We start from the raw sequence: 15,133 nt of genomic DNA on the forward strand, positions 1-15,133 counted from the left end.
ATTGAACTTTTCGGCATTCCCGCCACGCGTTGAGGGCTCTCGAATTATCGATAATCGATCAAAATTCGGGTGGCGCTGTCGCGCCGCTGGCTCTCCGGTGGGCGGCGCGGCCTGCCGCGTGAGACGTTGGCCGGGCGGCGACCGCCTCGGGGTTCACCACGACGCACGAGCGCGGCACGCGGCCGGCGTTGGCGCCGTCACGGCGGTGGCGCGGCCCGCCGTCACGGGACGCGCCACCGACGCCGTCACCCGGCGGAACCGCCGGTGGCGTCCCGCGCGCCGCCCAGACGCAGTGTCACCAGACCCGCCACCCCCGCCAGGGTGCCGAAGAGCAGAGCGGCCGGCACGCCTTCGCCGAGCCCGGAGAACAGCGACAACGGCCCCCAGACGGACGCCGTGCCGCTCATCGTCGCCTGGACCACCTGCCGGGCCAACAGTCCCAGCACGGTGGCGCAGATCGTGCCGACGGTCATCGTCAGCAGGGTGATGCGGGTGAGCCGGCGGGGCAGCAGTCGCAGGGCCCACCACACCACGACCAGCATCAGCACGTCGCCGGCCCGGTGCAGCAACCACTCGCCGAACGGCGTCCGCCCCGGGGCCGACCAACCACCCAGCAGCAACCACTGGCGGAGCAGGTCACCGGGCTCGGACAGCAGCCCGCCACCGACGAACGACGTCTGGATCCAGGCCGCCACCGCCTCGTACGACAGGACCACCAGGGACAGTGCGATCACCGCCGTCCCCACGCTCGCGGCCAGGCGGGCGGCCCGCGGCGGCACCTCACCCCGGGGCGCTGCGTCCGCGTTCTTCATGGTGATCCGCGCCACGACGACCGTGGCCAGCGAGCTGACCAACGCGGCGAACACCACGGTCGGGCCGCTCGACGCGCTCATGCTCGCCAACTGCGGCAGGAGCCGGAAGCTGCCGCGGCCCGAGGAGGCGATCAGCCACGGCGCGGAGGCGATGCCGGCCAGCGTGCCGGCCACCGGGCCCCAGGCCCACAGCGCGAGCAGCGTGGCCGGTGTGCGGCCCGGCGTCGGCGGCATTCTCCGGACCAGGTGCAGCGCGCCGGCCAGGTAGGCCACGAAGACCGCCACGAACCTGATCTGCATCGCGGTGCGGTGAAGTGTGGAGTACTGGGCGCCGTCGCCCGGCAACAGCGTCGCCGGGGTGTCGTACGCCCACGGGGCGAGCCATCTTCGGAGTTCGTTCATCGACTGGATGTCCAACAGGTTCGTGGTGCCGCGCAGTTCGAGTGCCTGCGCGCTCGCTCCCGCCCACCACAGCAATAACGTCAGCGACAGGGCTCCGACCAGGGCCGGTATCGCTGCGCGTCGATGAGTCATCTGTCTTCCCCCGCCTCGGCACAGTGGCCGTTGATGGTGCGAACGACCGCAGCGTACGGGGCGGTGTCCGGGTGCGGCATGGGTGCGTCGACATGGCGGCCGCCCCAGTCGTCCGCAGACATCCGCAGACATCCGCGGACATCCGCAACATGTGCGGGCGTTCGCAGACATCCGCAGAGATCCGCGGACATCAGCAGAGGTCCGCAGGCGTTCGTCGTCGGCTGGGAAGGCGGTGCCGGCCGGGTTGGAGCTCCATCGGTCAGCGGCTACGCTGGGATACCACGGCAGCCGTTTCCGCTGCCGTACGGCGGTGGGGCCCGCCGTACCCGAACCGCAGCACAGTCGCCGCCAACGGTCCCTACTTGCGAACGAGCGCACCCTCTTCCGGGTGCCTGGCGAGTAGGAGACGTGCGCGTGGAACCCCTTCACCCCGGGGCCGTACAGGAGCCCCTCGACCCCGACGTCGGGTCCCTCGACAGCGTGCGCCGGCCGCGGCGCGGGCAGTGCGCGGACCAGTGGCCGGTGCTCGGGGCGATCTCCGTCGGGGGCGCACTGGGCGCTGTCGCCCGCTACGGAACGTCGCTGGCCTGGCCCACCGCCGCCGGCGCCTTCCCCTGGACGACCTTGGCCATCAACGTGCTGGGATGCGCGGTGATCGGCACCTTCACGGTCGTGGTCACCGACCTGTGGAGCGCACACCGACTGGTGCGCCCCTTCTTCGGCACCGGTGTCCTCGGCGGCTTCACCACGTTCTCCACCTACGTGGTGGACGTCCAGCGCCTGGTCGAGCGCGGCCGGGCCGGTATGGCGCTCAGCTACCTGGCGCTGACCGTCCTCTCCGCGCTGGCAGCCGTGTGGGCCGCCGCGGCGGTGACCCGGCGTCTGATCGAACGGAGGACGCGACGACCACGGCGCACGGCACCGCGCTGCGGCTCACGGTGGTCGTCGGGGAGAACGACGCCTGGCACCACCGGCCGCTGTTCACCGAGATCGTCCACCGGGCCCACGCCGCCGGCCTCGCCGGCGCCAGCGTCTTCCGCGGCGTCGAGGGCTTCGGCGCCTCGTCGATGATCCACACCACGCGGCTGCTGTCCCTCAGCGAGGAACCGCCGGTGGCGATCGTGATCGTCGACGACGAGGAGCCCGTCCGCGCCTTCCTCCCGCAACTCGACGCGCTCATCGACGGCGGCCTCGTCGTCCTCGACGAGGTCGAAGCCATCCGCACCACCAGCAAGCAGGAGAACCACGCATGACCTGGGCCCTCGTCGTCATCGGCGCGATGGTCGGCGCACCGCTGCGCTACCTCACCGACCGCAGCGTGCAGCGTCGCCACGACACCGTCTTCCCCTGGGGGACCTTCACCGTCAACGTCGTCGGAAGCCTGGTCCTCGGGCTGCTGACCGGTGCGGTGGCGGCCGGGGCCGCCTCGCCGCACGTGCAACTGCTCGTCGGAACCGGCCTGTGCGGGGCCCTGACCACGTACTCCACGTTCTCCTACGAGACGCTGCGCCTGTCTCAGGACGGGGCGGGATTCCTCGCCGCGGCCAACGTCGTGGGCAGCATCGTCGCCGGCCTCGGAGCGGCCTTCGTGGGCGCGGCCCTGGCCCAGGCCATCTGGGCGTAGCCGGGGCCGCGCCGGCACCGGCGCGGGAGCTGAGCAACGCCCACGGCCGGCCGGTCCGTTGGATAGCCTGGCGTCATGCCTGAGGCGTCAGGGGTGGCGCGCTTCGCGGTCGAGGCGGGGTTCACCGACGTGACGTGGCGGACCCCCGAGCGCAGCGGGTTCTTCCAGCCCGTCCTCACCGCGCGCGTCGGCTGATCCGCTCCCAGGCGGTCCGGGTGAGCTCGTACTCGACCTCGCCGTGTTCGGACCCTTCGATCGCCTCGGGCCAGTCGCCGGTGAAGTTCCGTAGGAAGACCAGGCCGGCCTTTTCCATCACCCGTCGGGAACGGACGTTGACCGCCATGGTGTTCGCGGTGATCCGTTCGACGCCGAGGTCGGTGAACCCCTTGTCGATCAGTGCCCGGGATCCCTCGGTGGCGTACCCCTTGCCCCAGGCGGCCCGGTTCAGCCGGTAGCCGAGTTCGACCACGGCCGCGTCGTGCTCGTCCAGGGGACGGAACTCGAACCAACCGAGGAACTCGCCGCCGCCCCGCTCCTCGGCGGCCCAGTAGCCGGGGGTGCCGAGGCAGGGGTGGTGGTGGCGGAGCCGTGGCAGGGTCCGTGCCTGGATCGTTTCGTGGCTGGCCGGCTTGCCGCCGTTGATGAACCGCATGACCTCGGGGTCGTCGTCCAGGGCGAAGAGGCGCTCGGCATCGGCGTCGGTGAACGGCCGCAGAGCGAGCCGTTCGGTTTCCAGGAAGAGGGGCATGTCGTGATCCTCACCGCCGCAGGCCGGGCCCGCCACCGGATATCGCGGGGGGCGGTGGGGAGGGGCCCGGCGCACCGTGCGGGACCGGAGTCCCCTCCCCGCTCAGCCGTGGGAAATGCGCTCGATCTCCTTCAGGTGGGCCGCGCCGATGCGGCCGTCCTCCAGGGACAGCAGCCACGGCACCAGTTCCGGCGTGGCGTGCACTTCGTTGTGGAAGCCGAAGTGGAGGTCGGCGAGTTCGTCCTCGATGAGCCACCAGTCGAGTGCGTCGCCGAGGTGGCGGTCGGCTGCCTGGGTGCGGGTCCGGGCCCAGGCGGTCAGCCAGGGGGTGAGAGTGCCGGTGAGGGCCCCGAGGGTTTCCAGGACGCGGGTGACGTCTCCGGTGCTCGGGTGACTGTGGAGGAGGGACCGCCACCATGCCTGCCACACGTTCTCCAGCGCCGTGCGCTCCGGCGCGGGCCAGGTGCGCCAGTCGGCGGCGATGAACTGCGAGGCGACCGCATCGGACAGGAGTTGGTCGGCGACGAGGAGTCGGACGATCCGCGGCGTCACCCTGCGGTACAGGCCGGGGAAGTCGTCCCAGTGACTGGGGACCTCGTGTGCGACGTGGGGGATCAGGTCGTCCGGTATCCGGTGCACGGGACCGGCCAGGGCTGCAAGGTCCGCTTCGCCGTAGCAGTGGGTGCAGCCGCCCACGGAGATCGGCAGGTGGGCGCGTGGTGCGAAGGCGACGTCCAGGGCATCGAGGGCGTCGCGGAGTTGCTGGTGCGGGTCGGTCATGGGGTGCCTGACGGGACTCCGTCCGGAGGCTCCGGAGAAGGGAGCGACGCTACCACGGGCACGTTCCGCTCCGTCCTGCTGGTCGTCCTCGCGAGCGACGGCCCGGCTCGTCCAGGCACCGCATCCGATGCCTGGACGGGAGTGGGTTTCTGGGCCGAAGTCCGACGCGTGCGGTGGGTGCGCCGGAGCGGTGACTGGCGTCAACTCCGTTGGGAAGCGCCGTGATTCAGACATCGTGTGGCTGGTGAGGCGATCATTCCGCGCCAGTGTGGCTGGCCCCGCCATTGAGGGGTGTGTCGGCCGCCGAGGGCGACAGAAAGGATTAGGCCACTCGTACGAGCAGGATATTGATTATGGCCGCGCATCAGCGCACAGTCTCTTAGGACCAAACGTCGATGCTGTGTCTGCGGGACGACGCAGTTCGTCTACGACTGATGCCGTGGAACCACCTCCAGCGTCGAGGGGGGATGGTCCGCTAGAGCACGGAGGGCTCCGTCCCGCTGCGCCCTCCGCCGCCTCGGTGGCGGCCCCAACTGCTCCTTGCCACGGCCTCGTTGAACAGCGCCTGCACCACCTCGCGGCCCCGTCCCGGGCGTGAAGCGTGAGGTGGCCCGGAACCGGACGTCGCGCACCTTCGACTTTGGCTCGTAGGGAGATTCCGAGAATGCCCGCACGGTTCAACCTTCCCCTCGCCGGCCGACCTCCTGGAGCAGTGGCCGTACGACGTGACGGGCGCTCCCCGCTCACCTACGCCCAACTCGATGCGCGGCGTGCGCGATTAGCGGACCGTCTGCGGGCCCGCGGGGTCGGTCCGGAGACGGTCGTCGCGGGCTCGCTGACCGATCGGGCCGACAGCTTGGTGGCGCTGCTCGCCGTCCTGAGCGCGGGTGGTGTCTACTTACCGCTAGACACCGCGGCGCCCGCCGAACACCGCCGGGACGTCTTGACGGACAGCGGCGCCCGGGTGGAACTCCGCGACGGGCCGCAGCCCGGCGCCGAGCCCCTGCTGACGGGACGGGCCGATCCACCGAGAGCCGGGGTCGGGCCCACGGACGCCAACACCGCGTACCTCCTGTACACGTCGGGCACCACGGGGCGCCCCAAAGGCGTGTGCGTCACCCGCGGGGCCCTGGCCGCGCACGTGGACGACATGGCCGAGCGGCTGGAACTGGTGCCGGAGGATCGCGTCCTGTGGTTCGCCGCCCCGCATGTCGACGTCGCGTGGGAACAGGCGCTGACGCCCCTGCGGGTGGGTGCCACCGTGGTGACCCGCGGGCCCGGCGTGCCGACCTTCGGGGAACTGGCCGACCTCGTCGAGCGCCACGCGGTGACTGTCGCCAACCTGCCGGGCGGGTACTGGAACGCGTGGGCCCTCGCCCTGACGGAGCAGCAGGGCGCCCAGTGCCGCGCGCTGCGGTTGATGATCTCGGGCAGTGAACGCATGTCCGCCCGTGCGGCCGTCAACTGGCAGCGGATCCTCCCCGACGTGCCGTTGCTCAACGCCTACGGGCCGACCGAAGCCGTCATCACCTCGACCCTCTTCCGGGTGCCCGCCGGCCTGGCCGAGCGGGACGAGATCCCCATCGGTACGGCCTGTGGAAGCCGGCAACTCCGTGTGCTTGGAGGTGAGTTGGCGCCGGTGGCACGCGGGCAGGTCGGTGAGCTGTACGTCGGTGGCGGGCCACTGGCCCGGGAGTACCTGGGGCGTCCGTCGATGACGGCCGCGCGCTTCGTGCCCGATCCGTACGCGGACTCCCGCGGTGCCGTGATGTACCGCACCGGCGACCTGGTCCGGGAGAACGCGGACGGGGACCTGGAATTCGTCGGTCGGGTCGACGACCAGGTGAAGGTCAGGGGGTTCCGGGTGGAGCCGGCGGAGGTACGACTGGCCTTGGAGCGCCACCCGGCGGTGCGGCACTGCGCCGTGCTGGGGCGCACCGCGCCCGGCGGGCCGACCTCCCTGGTCGCCTACGCCGTGGCCCCCGGCACCACCGCCGACGAACTCGTCGACCAGGCGCGGCGCCTCCTCCCGCCGCACATGGTGCCCACCGTCGTGCTGGTGCCGGACCTACCTCTGACCGCCGACGGCAAGCTGGACCGCGGCGCCCTCCCCGAGCCCGCCCGGCCGCCCGGGCAGGACGCCACCGGGCCCGCGGCGGACGGGGAACCGTCGGCCACGCAGGCGGCCCTGGCAAAGATCTGGTGCCGGATGCTGGAGGTGCCGCGGGTCGGTCCGGCCGACAACTTCTTCGCGCTGGGCGGCGACTCCCTCGCCGCACTGCAACTGACCGCCGAACTCACCGCCGCGTACGGCACCGGGCTGCCGGCCCAGGCGGTATTCTCCGCCACCACGCTGGCCGAACTCGCCGACGTCCTGGACCGCGTCGCCAGGCAGGCCGAGGAGCTATCGGGCGCCGGGCGGGTGGGGGAGGCCGCGGTCGCCGACCCGGCGGCCCGCCGGCCGAGCGCGGACGGTGCGGAGCCGCGCACCGCAACCAGCACGACCACCGCGTGCCCCGCCCCGGCGGCCGGCGGCGGCCTGTCGGCCGGCCAGCGAGCGCTGTGGTTCATGGAGCGCTGGGCACCCGACACGGCCACCTACAACGTGCCCTGGGAGTTCCGGCTCAGCGGTCCGGTCGACCACGCCCTGCTCGAAGGGGCGCTGCGTTCGGTCGTGGCCAGGCACCAGGTACTGCGCTCGGTCTTCGTCGAGGACCTCGGCGAGCCGCGGCGCCTGATCCGTCCGGAGCTGACCCTCGACCTGGAACTCCTGGAGTCGGCGGCGGCCCCGAGCGGCGGAGCGGGCCGGAGCACCCGGGGCCGCCCGTCGGGCCGGGAGGAGGACGTCCGCGACCGACTGCGGTCCGCCGCCCGGGACCCCTTCGACCTGGAGCACGGCCCGCTGTTCCGCGCGGTGCTGGCGCGGACCGGGCCGCAGCGGGCGGTCCTGCTCGTCGTCTTCCACCACCTGGTCTGGGACGAACTGTCCCTGTCCGTCTTCGAACGCGAACTCGCCGAGACCTACGCCGCGGCCCTGGAGGGGCGCGCACCCCGGCTGCCCCCGTTGACCTCCGGTTACGACGCCTTCGTCGAATGGCAGGCGCGGCGGGCCACCGACGCGGCGCACCGCGCCGGACTCGACCACTGGGCCCGCCGTCTGGTGGGTGCCCCGGCCCTGCTGCGGTTGCCCGTCGACCGGCCCCGGCCCGAGCACCCGTGCTACGAGGGCGCGACCGTGGAGTTCGCGCTTCCGGCGGCCGTCGGCACCCGGATCCGAGCGCTCGCGCGGCAGGAGGGCGCCACCCCCTTCCTCGTGCTGCTCGCCTCCTGCGCGGCCACGCTGCGCAGGCACAGCGGCCAGGAGGACCTGGTGCTCGGCACCCCGGTGGCCGGCCGGAGCAAGCCGGAGTTCGAGGGGCTGATCGGGAACTTCGTCAACCTGCTCGCCCTGCGCGTCGACCTCTCCGGCGAGCCCACCTTCCGGGAGCTGCTGCGCCGGGTGCGCACCGCCGTACTGGCCGACCTCGGCCACCAGGACGTGCCGTTCGAAGCGGTCGTCGACCGGGTGCTCGGCCAGCGCCCCACCTCACACGCCCCCCTGGTCCAGGCCGTCTTCGAGATGCACCGGCACACCGGCGACGGATGGCGGGCCGGACCGCTCACCGCCCGCCGCGCACTGGTCCCCACCGGCACCGCGAAGTTCGACGTCGGTTGGCAGGTCACCGACGACGGACGCGGCTTCCACGGAGTGGTCGAGTACAACACCGGGCTCTTCGACGGGGACACCGTGCGCAAGCTGGTCGAGGAATGGGCCGGCCTGTTGCGCGACGCGGTGCACGAGCCGGACGTCACGCCCGGCACCGGGCCGGAACTCCCGGCGCAGTCCCCGTCCGAGCCGGCACCGAGGAGAACGACCGTGGAAGACACGCCAGTTGGGCACCGAGCGAGCACGCCCGCACCCGCCCCGGGCCGGACGGGGCGGGGCCGTACGGGACCGCCGGACCACGACGCGACGTTGCTGGACCTGCTCCGCTCCCGCCCCGACGGCGCTGCCGAGCGGCCCGCCGTCGTCATCGACGGAGCGGGCCTGACCCACCCGGAGCTGGTCGCGGCGGCCAACCGCCTCGCGCACCGGCTGCGCGCGCTCGGCGTGGGCCCCGGGGTGGTGGTGGGCGTCCTGGCGGAGCGCTCCCTGGACCTCGTCGTGGCGCTGCTCGCGGTGGTCGCGTCCGGCGGCGCCTACCTGCCGCTCGATCCCGAGCACCCGGTCGAGCGACTGGAGCACATGGTCACCGACGCGGCGGCCCCGGTGGTCCTCGCCCAACACCGCTTCGCGCCCCTGCTGTCCGCCGGGAAGGCCACCGTGCTGGACCTCGACGACCCGGGCCAGTGGGCCGACGAGCCCGCGGAACCCCCGGAGACCACGGTCGGCCCCGAGGACCCGGCGTACGTGATCTTCACCTCCGGCTCCACCGGACGCCCCAAGGCCGTCGCCACCTCCCACCGGGCCCTCCACAACCGGCTGGTGTGGATGGACCGCCGGTTCCCGCTCGCCGCGGACGACGTGGTGCTGCAGAAGACGCCGTTCGGCTTCGACGTGTCGGTGTGGGAGTTCTTCTGGCCGCTGATGAACGGTGCGCGCCTGGTCCTGGCCCGGCCCGGAGGGCACCGGGACCCCGGCCACCTGCGCGAACTGATCGTCGCCGAGCGGGTGACCACCGTGCACTTCGTCCCCTCCATGCTCCGCGCCTTCCTCGCCGAACCGGGCGTCGCCGGGTGCCGGTCGCTGCGCCGGACCGTGTGCAGCGGGGAGGAGCTGCCGCCCCGCCTGGTCAACGACTTCCTCGACCGGATGCCCGGGGAACTGCACAACCTCTACGGCCCGACCGAGGCCGCGATCGACGTCAGCGCCTGGCACTGCCGGCCCCTGCCGGAGACGGCCCGCACCACCCCGATCGGACGCCCGATCAGCGGCGTGCAACTGCACGTGCTCGACGCCGCCGGCGCACCGGTACCGACCGGCGCGCGCGGCGAGTTGCACATCGGTGGCGTGGCCGTCGCGATCGGCTACCTCAACCAACCGCGCCTCACCGCCGACCGCTTCGTGCCCGACCCGTTCGCCGACGACGGAGGCCGGCTCTACCGCACCGGCGACGCCGCGCGCTGGAACGACGACGGCGAGCTGGAGTACCTCGGCCGCCTCGACGACCAGATGAAGATCCGCGGTCAGCGGGTCGAACCGGGCGAGATCGAAACCGTGCTGGAGGGACACCCGGCAGTGGCGAAGGCGGTGGCCGTCCTCGTGCCCGACGGCGCGGACCACCGCTTGCAGGCGTACGTCGTGACGGCGGCCGGCTGCGCGGTCGACGCCGCAGAACTGCGGTCCCGGGCCGCATCGGTCCTCGCGGACCACATGGTCCCCACCCACTTCCGGCGCCTGACCGACGTGCCGCTCACCGCCAACGGCAAGGTGGACCGGTCCGCCCTGCGCGCCGGGGACGCCGGGGACCCCCTGCCGTCCGGCGCCCCGTCACCGGCAGCGGCCGGTGCGGGCGCCACGGCCGGCGACGATCCGGTGGAACGGGTCCTGCACCGCATCTGGTCGATGGTGCTCGGCCTGACGGAACTCCACCGGGACCAGGACCTCTTCACCTCCGGCGCCCACTCGCTCAACACCGTGCGCGTGCGGGCCCGGATCGCGGTGGCGCTGCACACCGACGTCCCCCTCCGCGCCCTGTTCACGTCCCGGACCGTGGCCCAACTCGCCGGCGCCGTCCGGGCGGGCGCGGACTCCGTCGCGGACGTGGAACGGCGGGCCGCGGCGGTGGCCGCGCTACCACCGCTCGCTGATGCCCAATGGGTGCGTGCGGTCTCCGAGCTCGACGGCGAGGTGGGCTGAGATGAGCGCTTCCTGGCAGCCCATCGTCCGCGCCGGCGAGCCGACGGCACCACTGTCCGCCGGTCAGCGTGCCCTGTGGTTCCTCGACCGCTGGGCGCCCGGCGCGGCCACCTACAACCTGCCGTGGGTGCACCGACTGCACGGCCGGCTGGACCCGACGCTGGTGGAGCGCGCCCTGCACGGCGTCGTCGAGCGGCACGAGGCCCTGCGCACGGTGTTCTCGGCGGCCCTGGGGGAGCCGCGGCAGGTGGTGCGTCCCCAGGTCGAAGTGCCGTTCACGGTCCGGGACCTCACGGACCGGCCGGATCCGGAATCCCGGTCGGCGCGCGTGCTGCACGACGTGGTGCGGCAGCCGTTCGACCTGGAACAGGGGCCGCTCCTGCGCGGCTGCCTGCTCAGGACGGGGCCGGACCGATGGGTCCTGGCGGTGGTCTTCCACCACATCGTCTGGGACGAGCTGTCCACGACGGTCTTCGAACGGGAGCTCGCCGAGCTGTACGCCGCGGCGGAGCAGGGACGGCCGCCGGCCCTGGAACCGCTGCCGGTGCAGTTCGCCGACTACGCCCGCTGGCAGCGGGAGCGGATGACCGGCGCCGACCACGAGCGCCAACTCGCCTACTGGGCCGAGCGATTGGCCGACGCGCCACGGTCGCTGACGCTGCCCACCGACCGCCGCCGGCCCGCGGCCCAGACCTTCCGCGGTGCCACGGCCAGCGTGCCGCTCCCGGCGGGGACGTCGGACCGGGCCCGTGAGCTGGCCCGGCACGAGGGCACCACCGGCTTCCTGGTGCTGCTGGCCGCGTTCGCCGTCCTGGTGCACCGGCACGGCGGGCAGGACGACCTGGTGCTCGGCACGCCCGTGGCCGGCCGCGACCGCCTGGAACTGGAGGGCCTGCTCGGGTACTTCGTCAACATGCTGGCCCTGCGGATCGACGCGGGCGGCCAGCCGACGTTCCGTCAGCTGCTGGCGCGGGTCAGCGACGCCGTGCTGGAGGACTTCGAGCACCAGGACGTGCCCTTCGAAGCCGTGGTGGACCGGGTGCGCGCCAACCGGTCGGCCAGCCACGCGCCGCTGGTGCAGGTGGTGTTCGGCTACCACGACGGCCGGGGCGCCGAGCGGCTGCGGATCGCCGACGCGGTGGGCAGCCCGCTGCCGACCGACACCGGAACCGCGAAGTTCGACCTGATCTGGTCGGTCACCGACGAGGACGCCGGGACGCGGGTCGAGGTCGAGTACAACACCGACCTCTTCGACGCGTCGACGGTGGAGCGCATGGCGCGGCGCTGGGGGCGGCTGCTGGAGGCGGTGCTCGCCGATCCCGACGTGGGCATCGAGCGCGTCGACCTGCTGACCGACGAGGACCGGGCAGTGGTCCGCCCGACGGCCGCCCCTCGGGTCCGGGTCGACGCCCGGCTGCACGAGACGTTCGAACGGGTGGTGGCCGAGCACCCGGGCCGCATCGCGGTCAGCGACGGCGCGGAACGTCTGGACTACGTCGAGCTGAACGTCCGGGCGAACCGGTTGGCCCACTGCCTTCGCGGGCGCGGCGTCGAACCGGGGGACCGGGTCGGGCTGTTGCTGGAGCGGGGCGCGGCCCAGGTCGTGGCGGTGCTGGCGGTGCTCAAGACCGGGGCCGCCTACGTCCCGGTCAATCCCGCCGACCCGGCGGACCGACGGGACCTGGTCCTCGGCGACGCGCAGGTCCGGGTGGTGCTGCGTGACGAGGACGTGGCCGCGGCCGTGACGCCCGGCGCCTGGCCCGAGCGGAACCCGGCACTCGCCGGGTCCGTCGAGGACCCCGCGTACGTGATCTTCACGTCCGGCTCGACCGGGCGCCCCAAGGGGGTGGAGGTGACGCACCGGAACGTCGCCGCCCTCTTCGCGGCGACGGCCGGGACGTTCGGCTTCCGCCCCGACGACGTGTGGACCGGGTTCCACTCCTACGCCTTCGACTTCTCCGTGTGGGAGACGTGGGGCGCGCTGTTGCACGGCGGCCGGTTGGTCGTGGTGCCCCAGGCGATCGCCCGGGCCCCCGCACGCTTCGCCGACCTGTTGGTGCGGGAGGAGGTCACGATCGTCAGCCAGACGCCGTCGGCACTGGCGCAACTGACCCCCGCGTCGGCCGAACTCGCGCAACCGGCGGAGCACCTGCGGTGGGTGGTCCTCGGCGGCGAGGCACTGCAACCGCACCACGTCGCCCACTGGTTCGAGCGCGCCAACGCCCCGGGCGCCCGGCTGTGCAACATGTACGGGATCACCGAGACCACCGTGCACGTCACGGCGCACCAGATCGACTCCGCGGACGCCTTCCCGCACAGCATCATCGGCCGCCCGTTGCCACACCTGGCGGTCGCGGTGCTCGACCCGTACGGGGCCCCGGTGCCGATCGGTGTGGTGGGCGAGATGGTGGTCGGCGGGGCCGGCGTGGCCAACGGGTACGTCGGGCACCCCGAACTGACCGCCCGGCGGTTCGCCCCCGGGCCGGTGCCGGACGACACCTCGCCCTGGTACCGAACCGGCGACCTGGCCCGTTGGCGGGCGGACGGCACCCTGGAGTACCAGGGCCGCAGCGACGACCAGGTGAAGATCCGCGGCTTCCGCATCGAGCCGGGCGAGGTCCGCCACGCCCTCCTCGCCCACCCGCAGGTCCGGGACTGCGCGGTGATCGCGCACCAGGCCCCGGAGACCCCTCCCCACCTGGTCGCCTACGTGGTCGGGGAGGCCGGCCCCGCGGAGGCGCGCGCCTTCCTCGGTGCCCGGCTCCCCGCCCACCTGGTGCCCGCCGTCATCATGTCGCTGGACGCACTGCCGCTGACCTCCAACGGCAAGGTGGACCGCCGTGCGCTGCCCCGCCCCCGGGCCGAAGCGGAGCGCACCGCCGCGCACACCGCACCGGACACCGACGCGCAGCGGCTGCTCGCCGGGGCGTGGCGGGAGGTGCTCGGCGTGCCGGACGTCAGCCAGGAGGACAACTTCTTCGCGCTCGGCGGCGACTCCATCCGCAGCGTCCAGGTCTCCGGACTGCTCCGCCAGCACGGCTACGAACTGGATCTGGAGGCGTTCTTCACCACCCCCCTCCTGGCCGAACTGGCCGCCCACCTGAAGCCCCTCGACGGATCCGCGGAAACCGGCGTCCGGGCCCCCTTCGACCTGGTCCCCGCGGCCGACCGCGACTACCTCCCCGCCGGACTGGACGACGCCTACCCCATGACGTCGATGCAGCTCGCGATGGTCTTCCACATGGAGGCCGACCCGGGGCGCCGCCCCTACCAGAACGTCAACAGCTACCGGATGTCAGGGGACTTCGACGAGAAGGCGTTCGTCGCCGCCCTCACCGAGCTCATCCACCGGCACCCGGTCCTGCGCACCAGCTTCGACCTGGTCTCCTTCAGCGAACCGATGCAACTGGTGCACCGGGACGCCCCCGTTCCGCTGGCCGTGGAGGACCTGCGGGCGGTGGGCGAGTCCGAGCAGCTCTCCCGGGTCACCGACCTGGCGCTGCACGAGTGGTCCGTGCCCTTCGACCTCGCCACCGCCCCGATGCTGCGGGTCGTCGTGCAGCGCCTGGCCGAGGACGTCTACCAACTCACCCTCGTCGAACACCACGCCATCCTGGACGGTTGGAGCTTCACCTCGCTCCTCGCCGAACTGCTCCAGCGGCACGCCGCCCTGCGCGACGATCCGGCGAGTCCGCCGCCGCCCGCACCCACCTCCCTCTTCCGGGACTACGTGGCTCTGGAGGCCGCCACCCGTGCGGCCGCGGCGTCGCAGGAATTCTGGGCGCGGCGGATGTCGGGGGTCCGACCGACCCGCCTGGGAACCGCCGAGCGCGGCGCGGGGCGCGGCGCCGACACGGGGGTGCTGGAGCGCGCGCTGCCGGAGGCGCTGGCCGCGCACGTGCCGGTGTTCGCCGCGGCCAACGGGGTCGGCGCGAAGAGCGTCGCACTGGCCGCGCACGTGGCGGCGCTCTCCCGGATGGCCCGCACCCACGAGGTGGTGACCGGGCTGACCGTCAACGGCAGGTTGGCGGACGGCGCCGGGACCGAGGCCCGCGGCGTCTTCCTGAACACCGTCCCGCTGCTCGTCCCGCTCGACGGCGAGACCTGGACCTCCCTGGTGCGCGCGGTGCACCAGCAGGAGAGCGAGATCACGCCGCACCGCAGGATGCCGTACAGCCAGATCGCCCGGCACCTGGCGGACCCCACCCTGGACTGCAGCTTCACCTTCAACCGGTTCCACGCCCTGGGCCACCTCCCGTCGGCGCAGACCCGCATCGTGGACCTGCAACTCGGCGCGGAACCGACGGTGCGCAGGGAACCCAACCACTTCGCGTTGAACGTGGCCTTCGTCCAGGACCCGACGTCCGACCGGTCGATGCTGCTCGTGGACAGCGCGGACCGCGCCGTGACGACCGATCAGCTCCACCAGTACGTCGCCGACTTCTTCGCGGCGATCCAGTGCATGGCCGAAGTGCCGGACGGCTCCGTCACCAGTTGGCGGAGCGGAGAGGGGTCCCGATGAGCGCAGCACGACCGCCCGAGACGCACGCGGTGGTGGTCAACGACGCCGGCCAGCACTCCGTGTGGCCCGTCGAACGGGCGGTGCCCGGCGGCTGGCGGGAGGTCGGCTTCCGCGGCGATCGCGACGGCTGCCTCGACCACGTCGAAGCGGTCTGGCAGGGGCCCCGGCCCGCCCTGCCCGACCCCGCCTGAACCGAGCGCCCCACACCACCGTG

8 protein-coding genes and 1 pseudogene are annotated in these 15,133 nt (G+C 73.1%); 6 read left to right on the plus strand and 3 right to left on the minus strand.

The genetic code is table 11. The features are described 5' to 3' along the window. Window positions 1-245 precede the first annotated feature (245 nt). Window positions 246-1,346 (minus strand): hypothetical protein, encoded by a 1,101-nt coding sequence (locus ACJ6WD_RS14595; protein ID WP_407615913.1) that lies wholly within the window; start codon window positions 1,344-1,346, stop codon window positions 246-248. A 414-nt stretch (window positions 1,347-1,760) separates the two neighbouring features. On the opposite strand from ACJ6WD_RS14595, the pseudogene crcB (ACJ6WD_RS14600) reads away from it, so the two are divergent. The 3 genes and pseudogenes from crcB (ACJ6WD_RS14600) to crcB (ACJ6WD_RS14610) form a co-directional block, all read left to right on the plus strand. Continuing rightward, a pseudogene (gene crcB, locus ACJ6WD_RS14600) lies at window positions 1,761-2,249 on the plus strand (fluoride efflux transporter CrcB); the annotation flags it as partial. Continuing rightward, window positions 2,201-2,599, plus strand: a complete 399-nt coding sequence (locus ACJ6WD_RS14605) for a DUF190 domain-containing protein (RefSeq protein ID WP_407615914.1) — start codon at window positions 2,201-2,203, stop codon at window positions 2,597-2,599. The pseudogene crcB (ACJ6WD_RS14600) and the gene ACJ6WD_RS14605, both read left to right, overlap by 49 nt. Then, entirely contained in the window at window positions 2,596-2,970 is a 375-nt protein-coding gene (crcB, locus tag ACJ6WD_RS14610; RefSeq protein WP_331246118.1) for a fluoride efflux transporter CrcB, read from the plus strand. The genes ACJ6WD_RS14605 and crcB (ACJ6WD_RS14610) overlap by 4 nt, the downstream gene beginning before the upstream one ends. A 175-nt stretch (window positions 2,971-3,145) precedes the next feature. Here crcB (ACJ6WD_RS14610) and ACJ6WD_RS14615 read toward each other — a convergent pair whose 3' ends face one another. Together ACJ6WD_RS14615 and ACJ6WD_RS14620 are read right to left on the minus strand one after the other, a co-directional pair. After that, the gene (locus ACJ6WD_RS14615; RefSeq protein WP_331246119.1) at window positions 3,146-3,718 is read right to left on the minus strand and encodes a GNAT family N-acetyltransferase; all 573 of its coding nucleotides are present in this window, start codon (window positions 3,716-3,718) and stop codon (window positions 3,146-3,148) included. Between the two features lie 102 nt (window positions 3,719-3,820). Continuing rightward, window positions 3,821-4,498, minus strand: coding sequence for a hypothetical protein (locus tag ACJ6WD_RS14620; RefSeq protein ID WP_407615915.1), 678 nt, complete (start codon window positions 4,496-4,498; stop codon window positions 3,821-3,823). 664 nt (window positions 4,499-5,162) lie between these two features. Here ACJ6WD_RS14620 and ACJ6WD_RS14625 point away from each other — a divergent pair. From ACJ6WD_RS14625 to ACJ6WD_RS14635, 3 genes are read left to right on the plus strand one after another with little or no spacing between them, the layout of a single operon-like run. After that, window positions 5,163-10,397, plus strand: a complete 5,235-nt coding sequence (locus ACJ6WD_RS14625) for an amino acid adenylation domain-containing protein (RefSeq protein ID WP_407615916.1) — start codon at window positions 5,163-5,165, stop codon at window positions 10,395-10,397. Between the two features lies 1 nt (window position 10,398). Beyond that, on the plus strand, window positions 10,399-14,919 hold the full coding sequence (locus ACJ6WD_RS14630) for an amino acid adenylation domain-containing protein (RefSeq protein WP_407615917.1): 4,521 nt from the start codon (window positions 10,399-10,401) through the stop codon (window positions 14,917-14,919). Beyond that, window positions 14,916-15,110 (plus strand): MbtH family protein, encoded by a 195-nt coding sequence (locus tag ACJ6WD_RS14635; RefSeq protein ID WP_331246123.1) that lies wholly within the window; start codon window positions 14,916-14,918, stop codon window positions 15,108-15,110. The genes ACJ6WD_RS14630 and ACJ6WD_RS14635 overlap by 4 nt, the downstream gene beginning before the upstream one ends. Window positions 15,111-15,133: the final 23 nt, after the last annotated feature.

Origin of the sequence: Streptomyces sp. VTCC 41912 (assembly GCF_045799175.1) — a bacterium.
GTDB lineage: Bacteria > Actinomycetota > Actinomycetes > Streptomycetales > Streptomycetaceae > Streptomyces > Streptomyces albulus_C.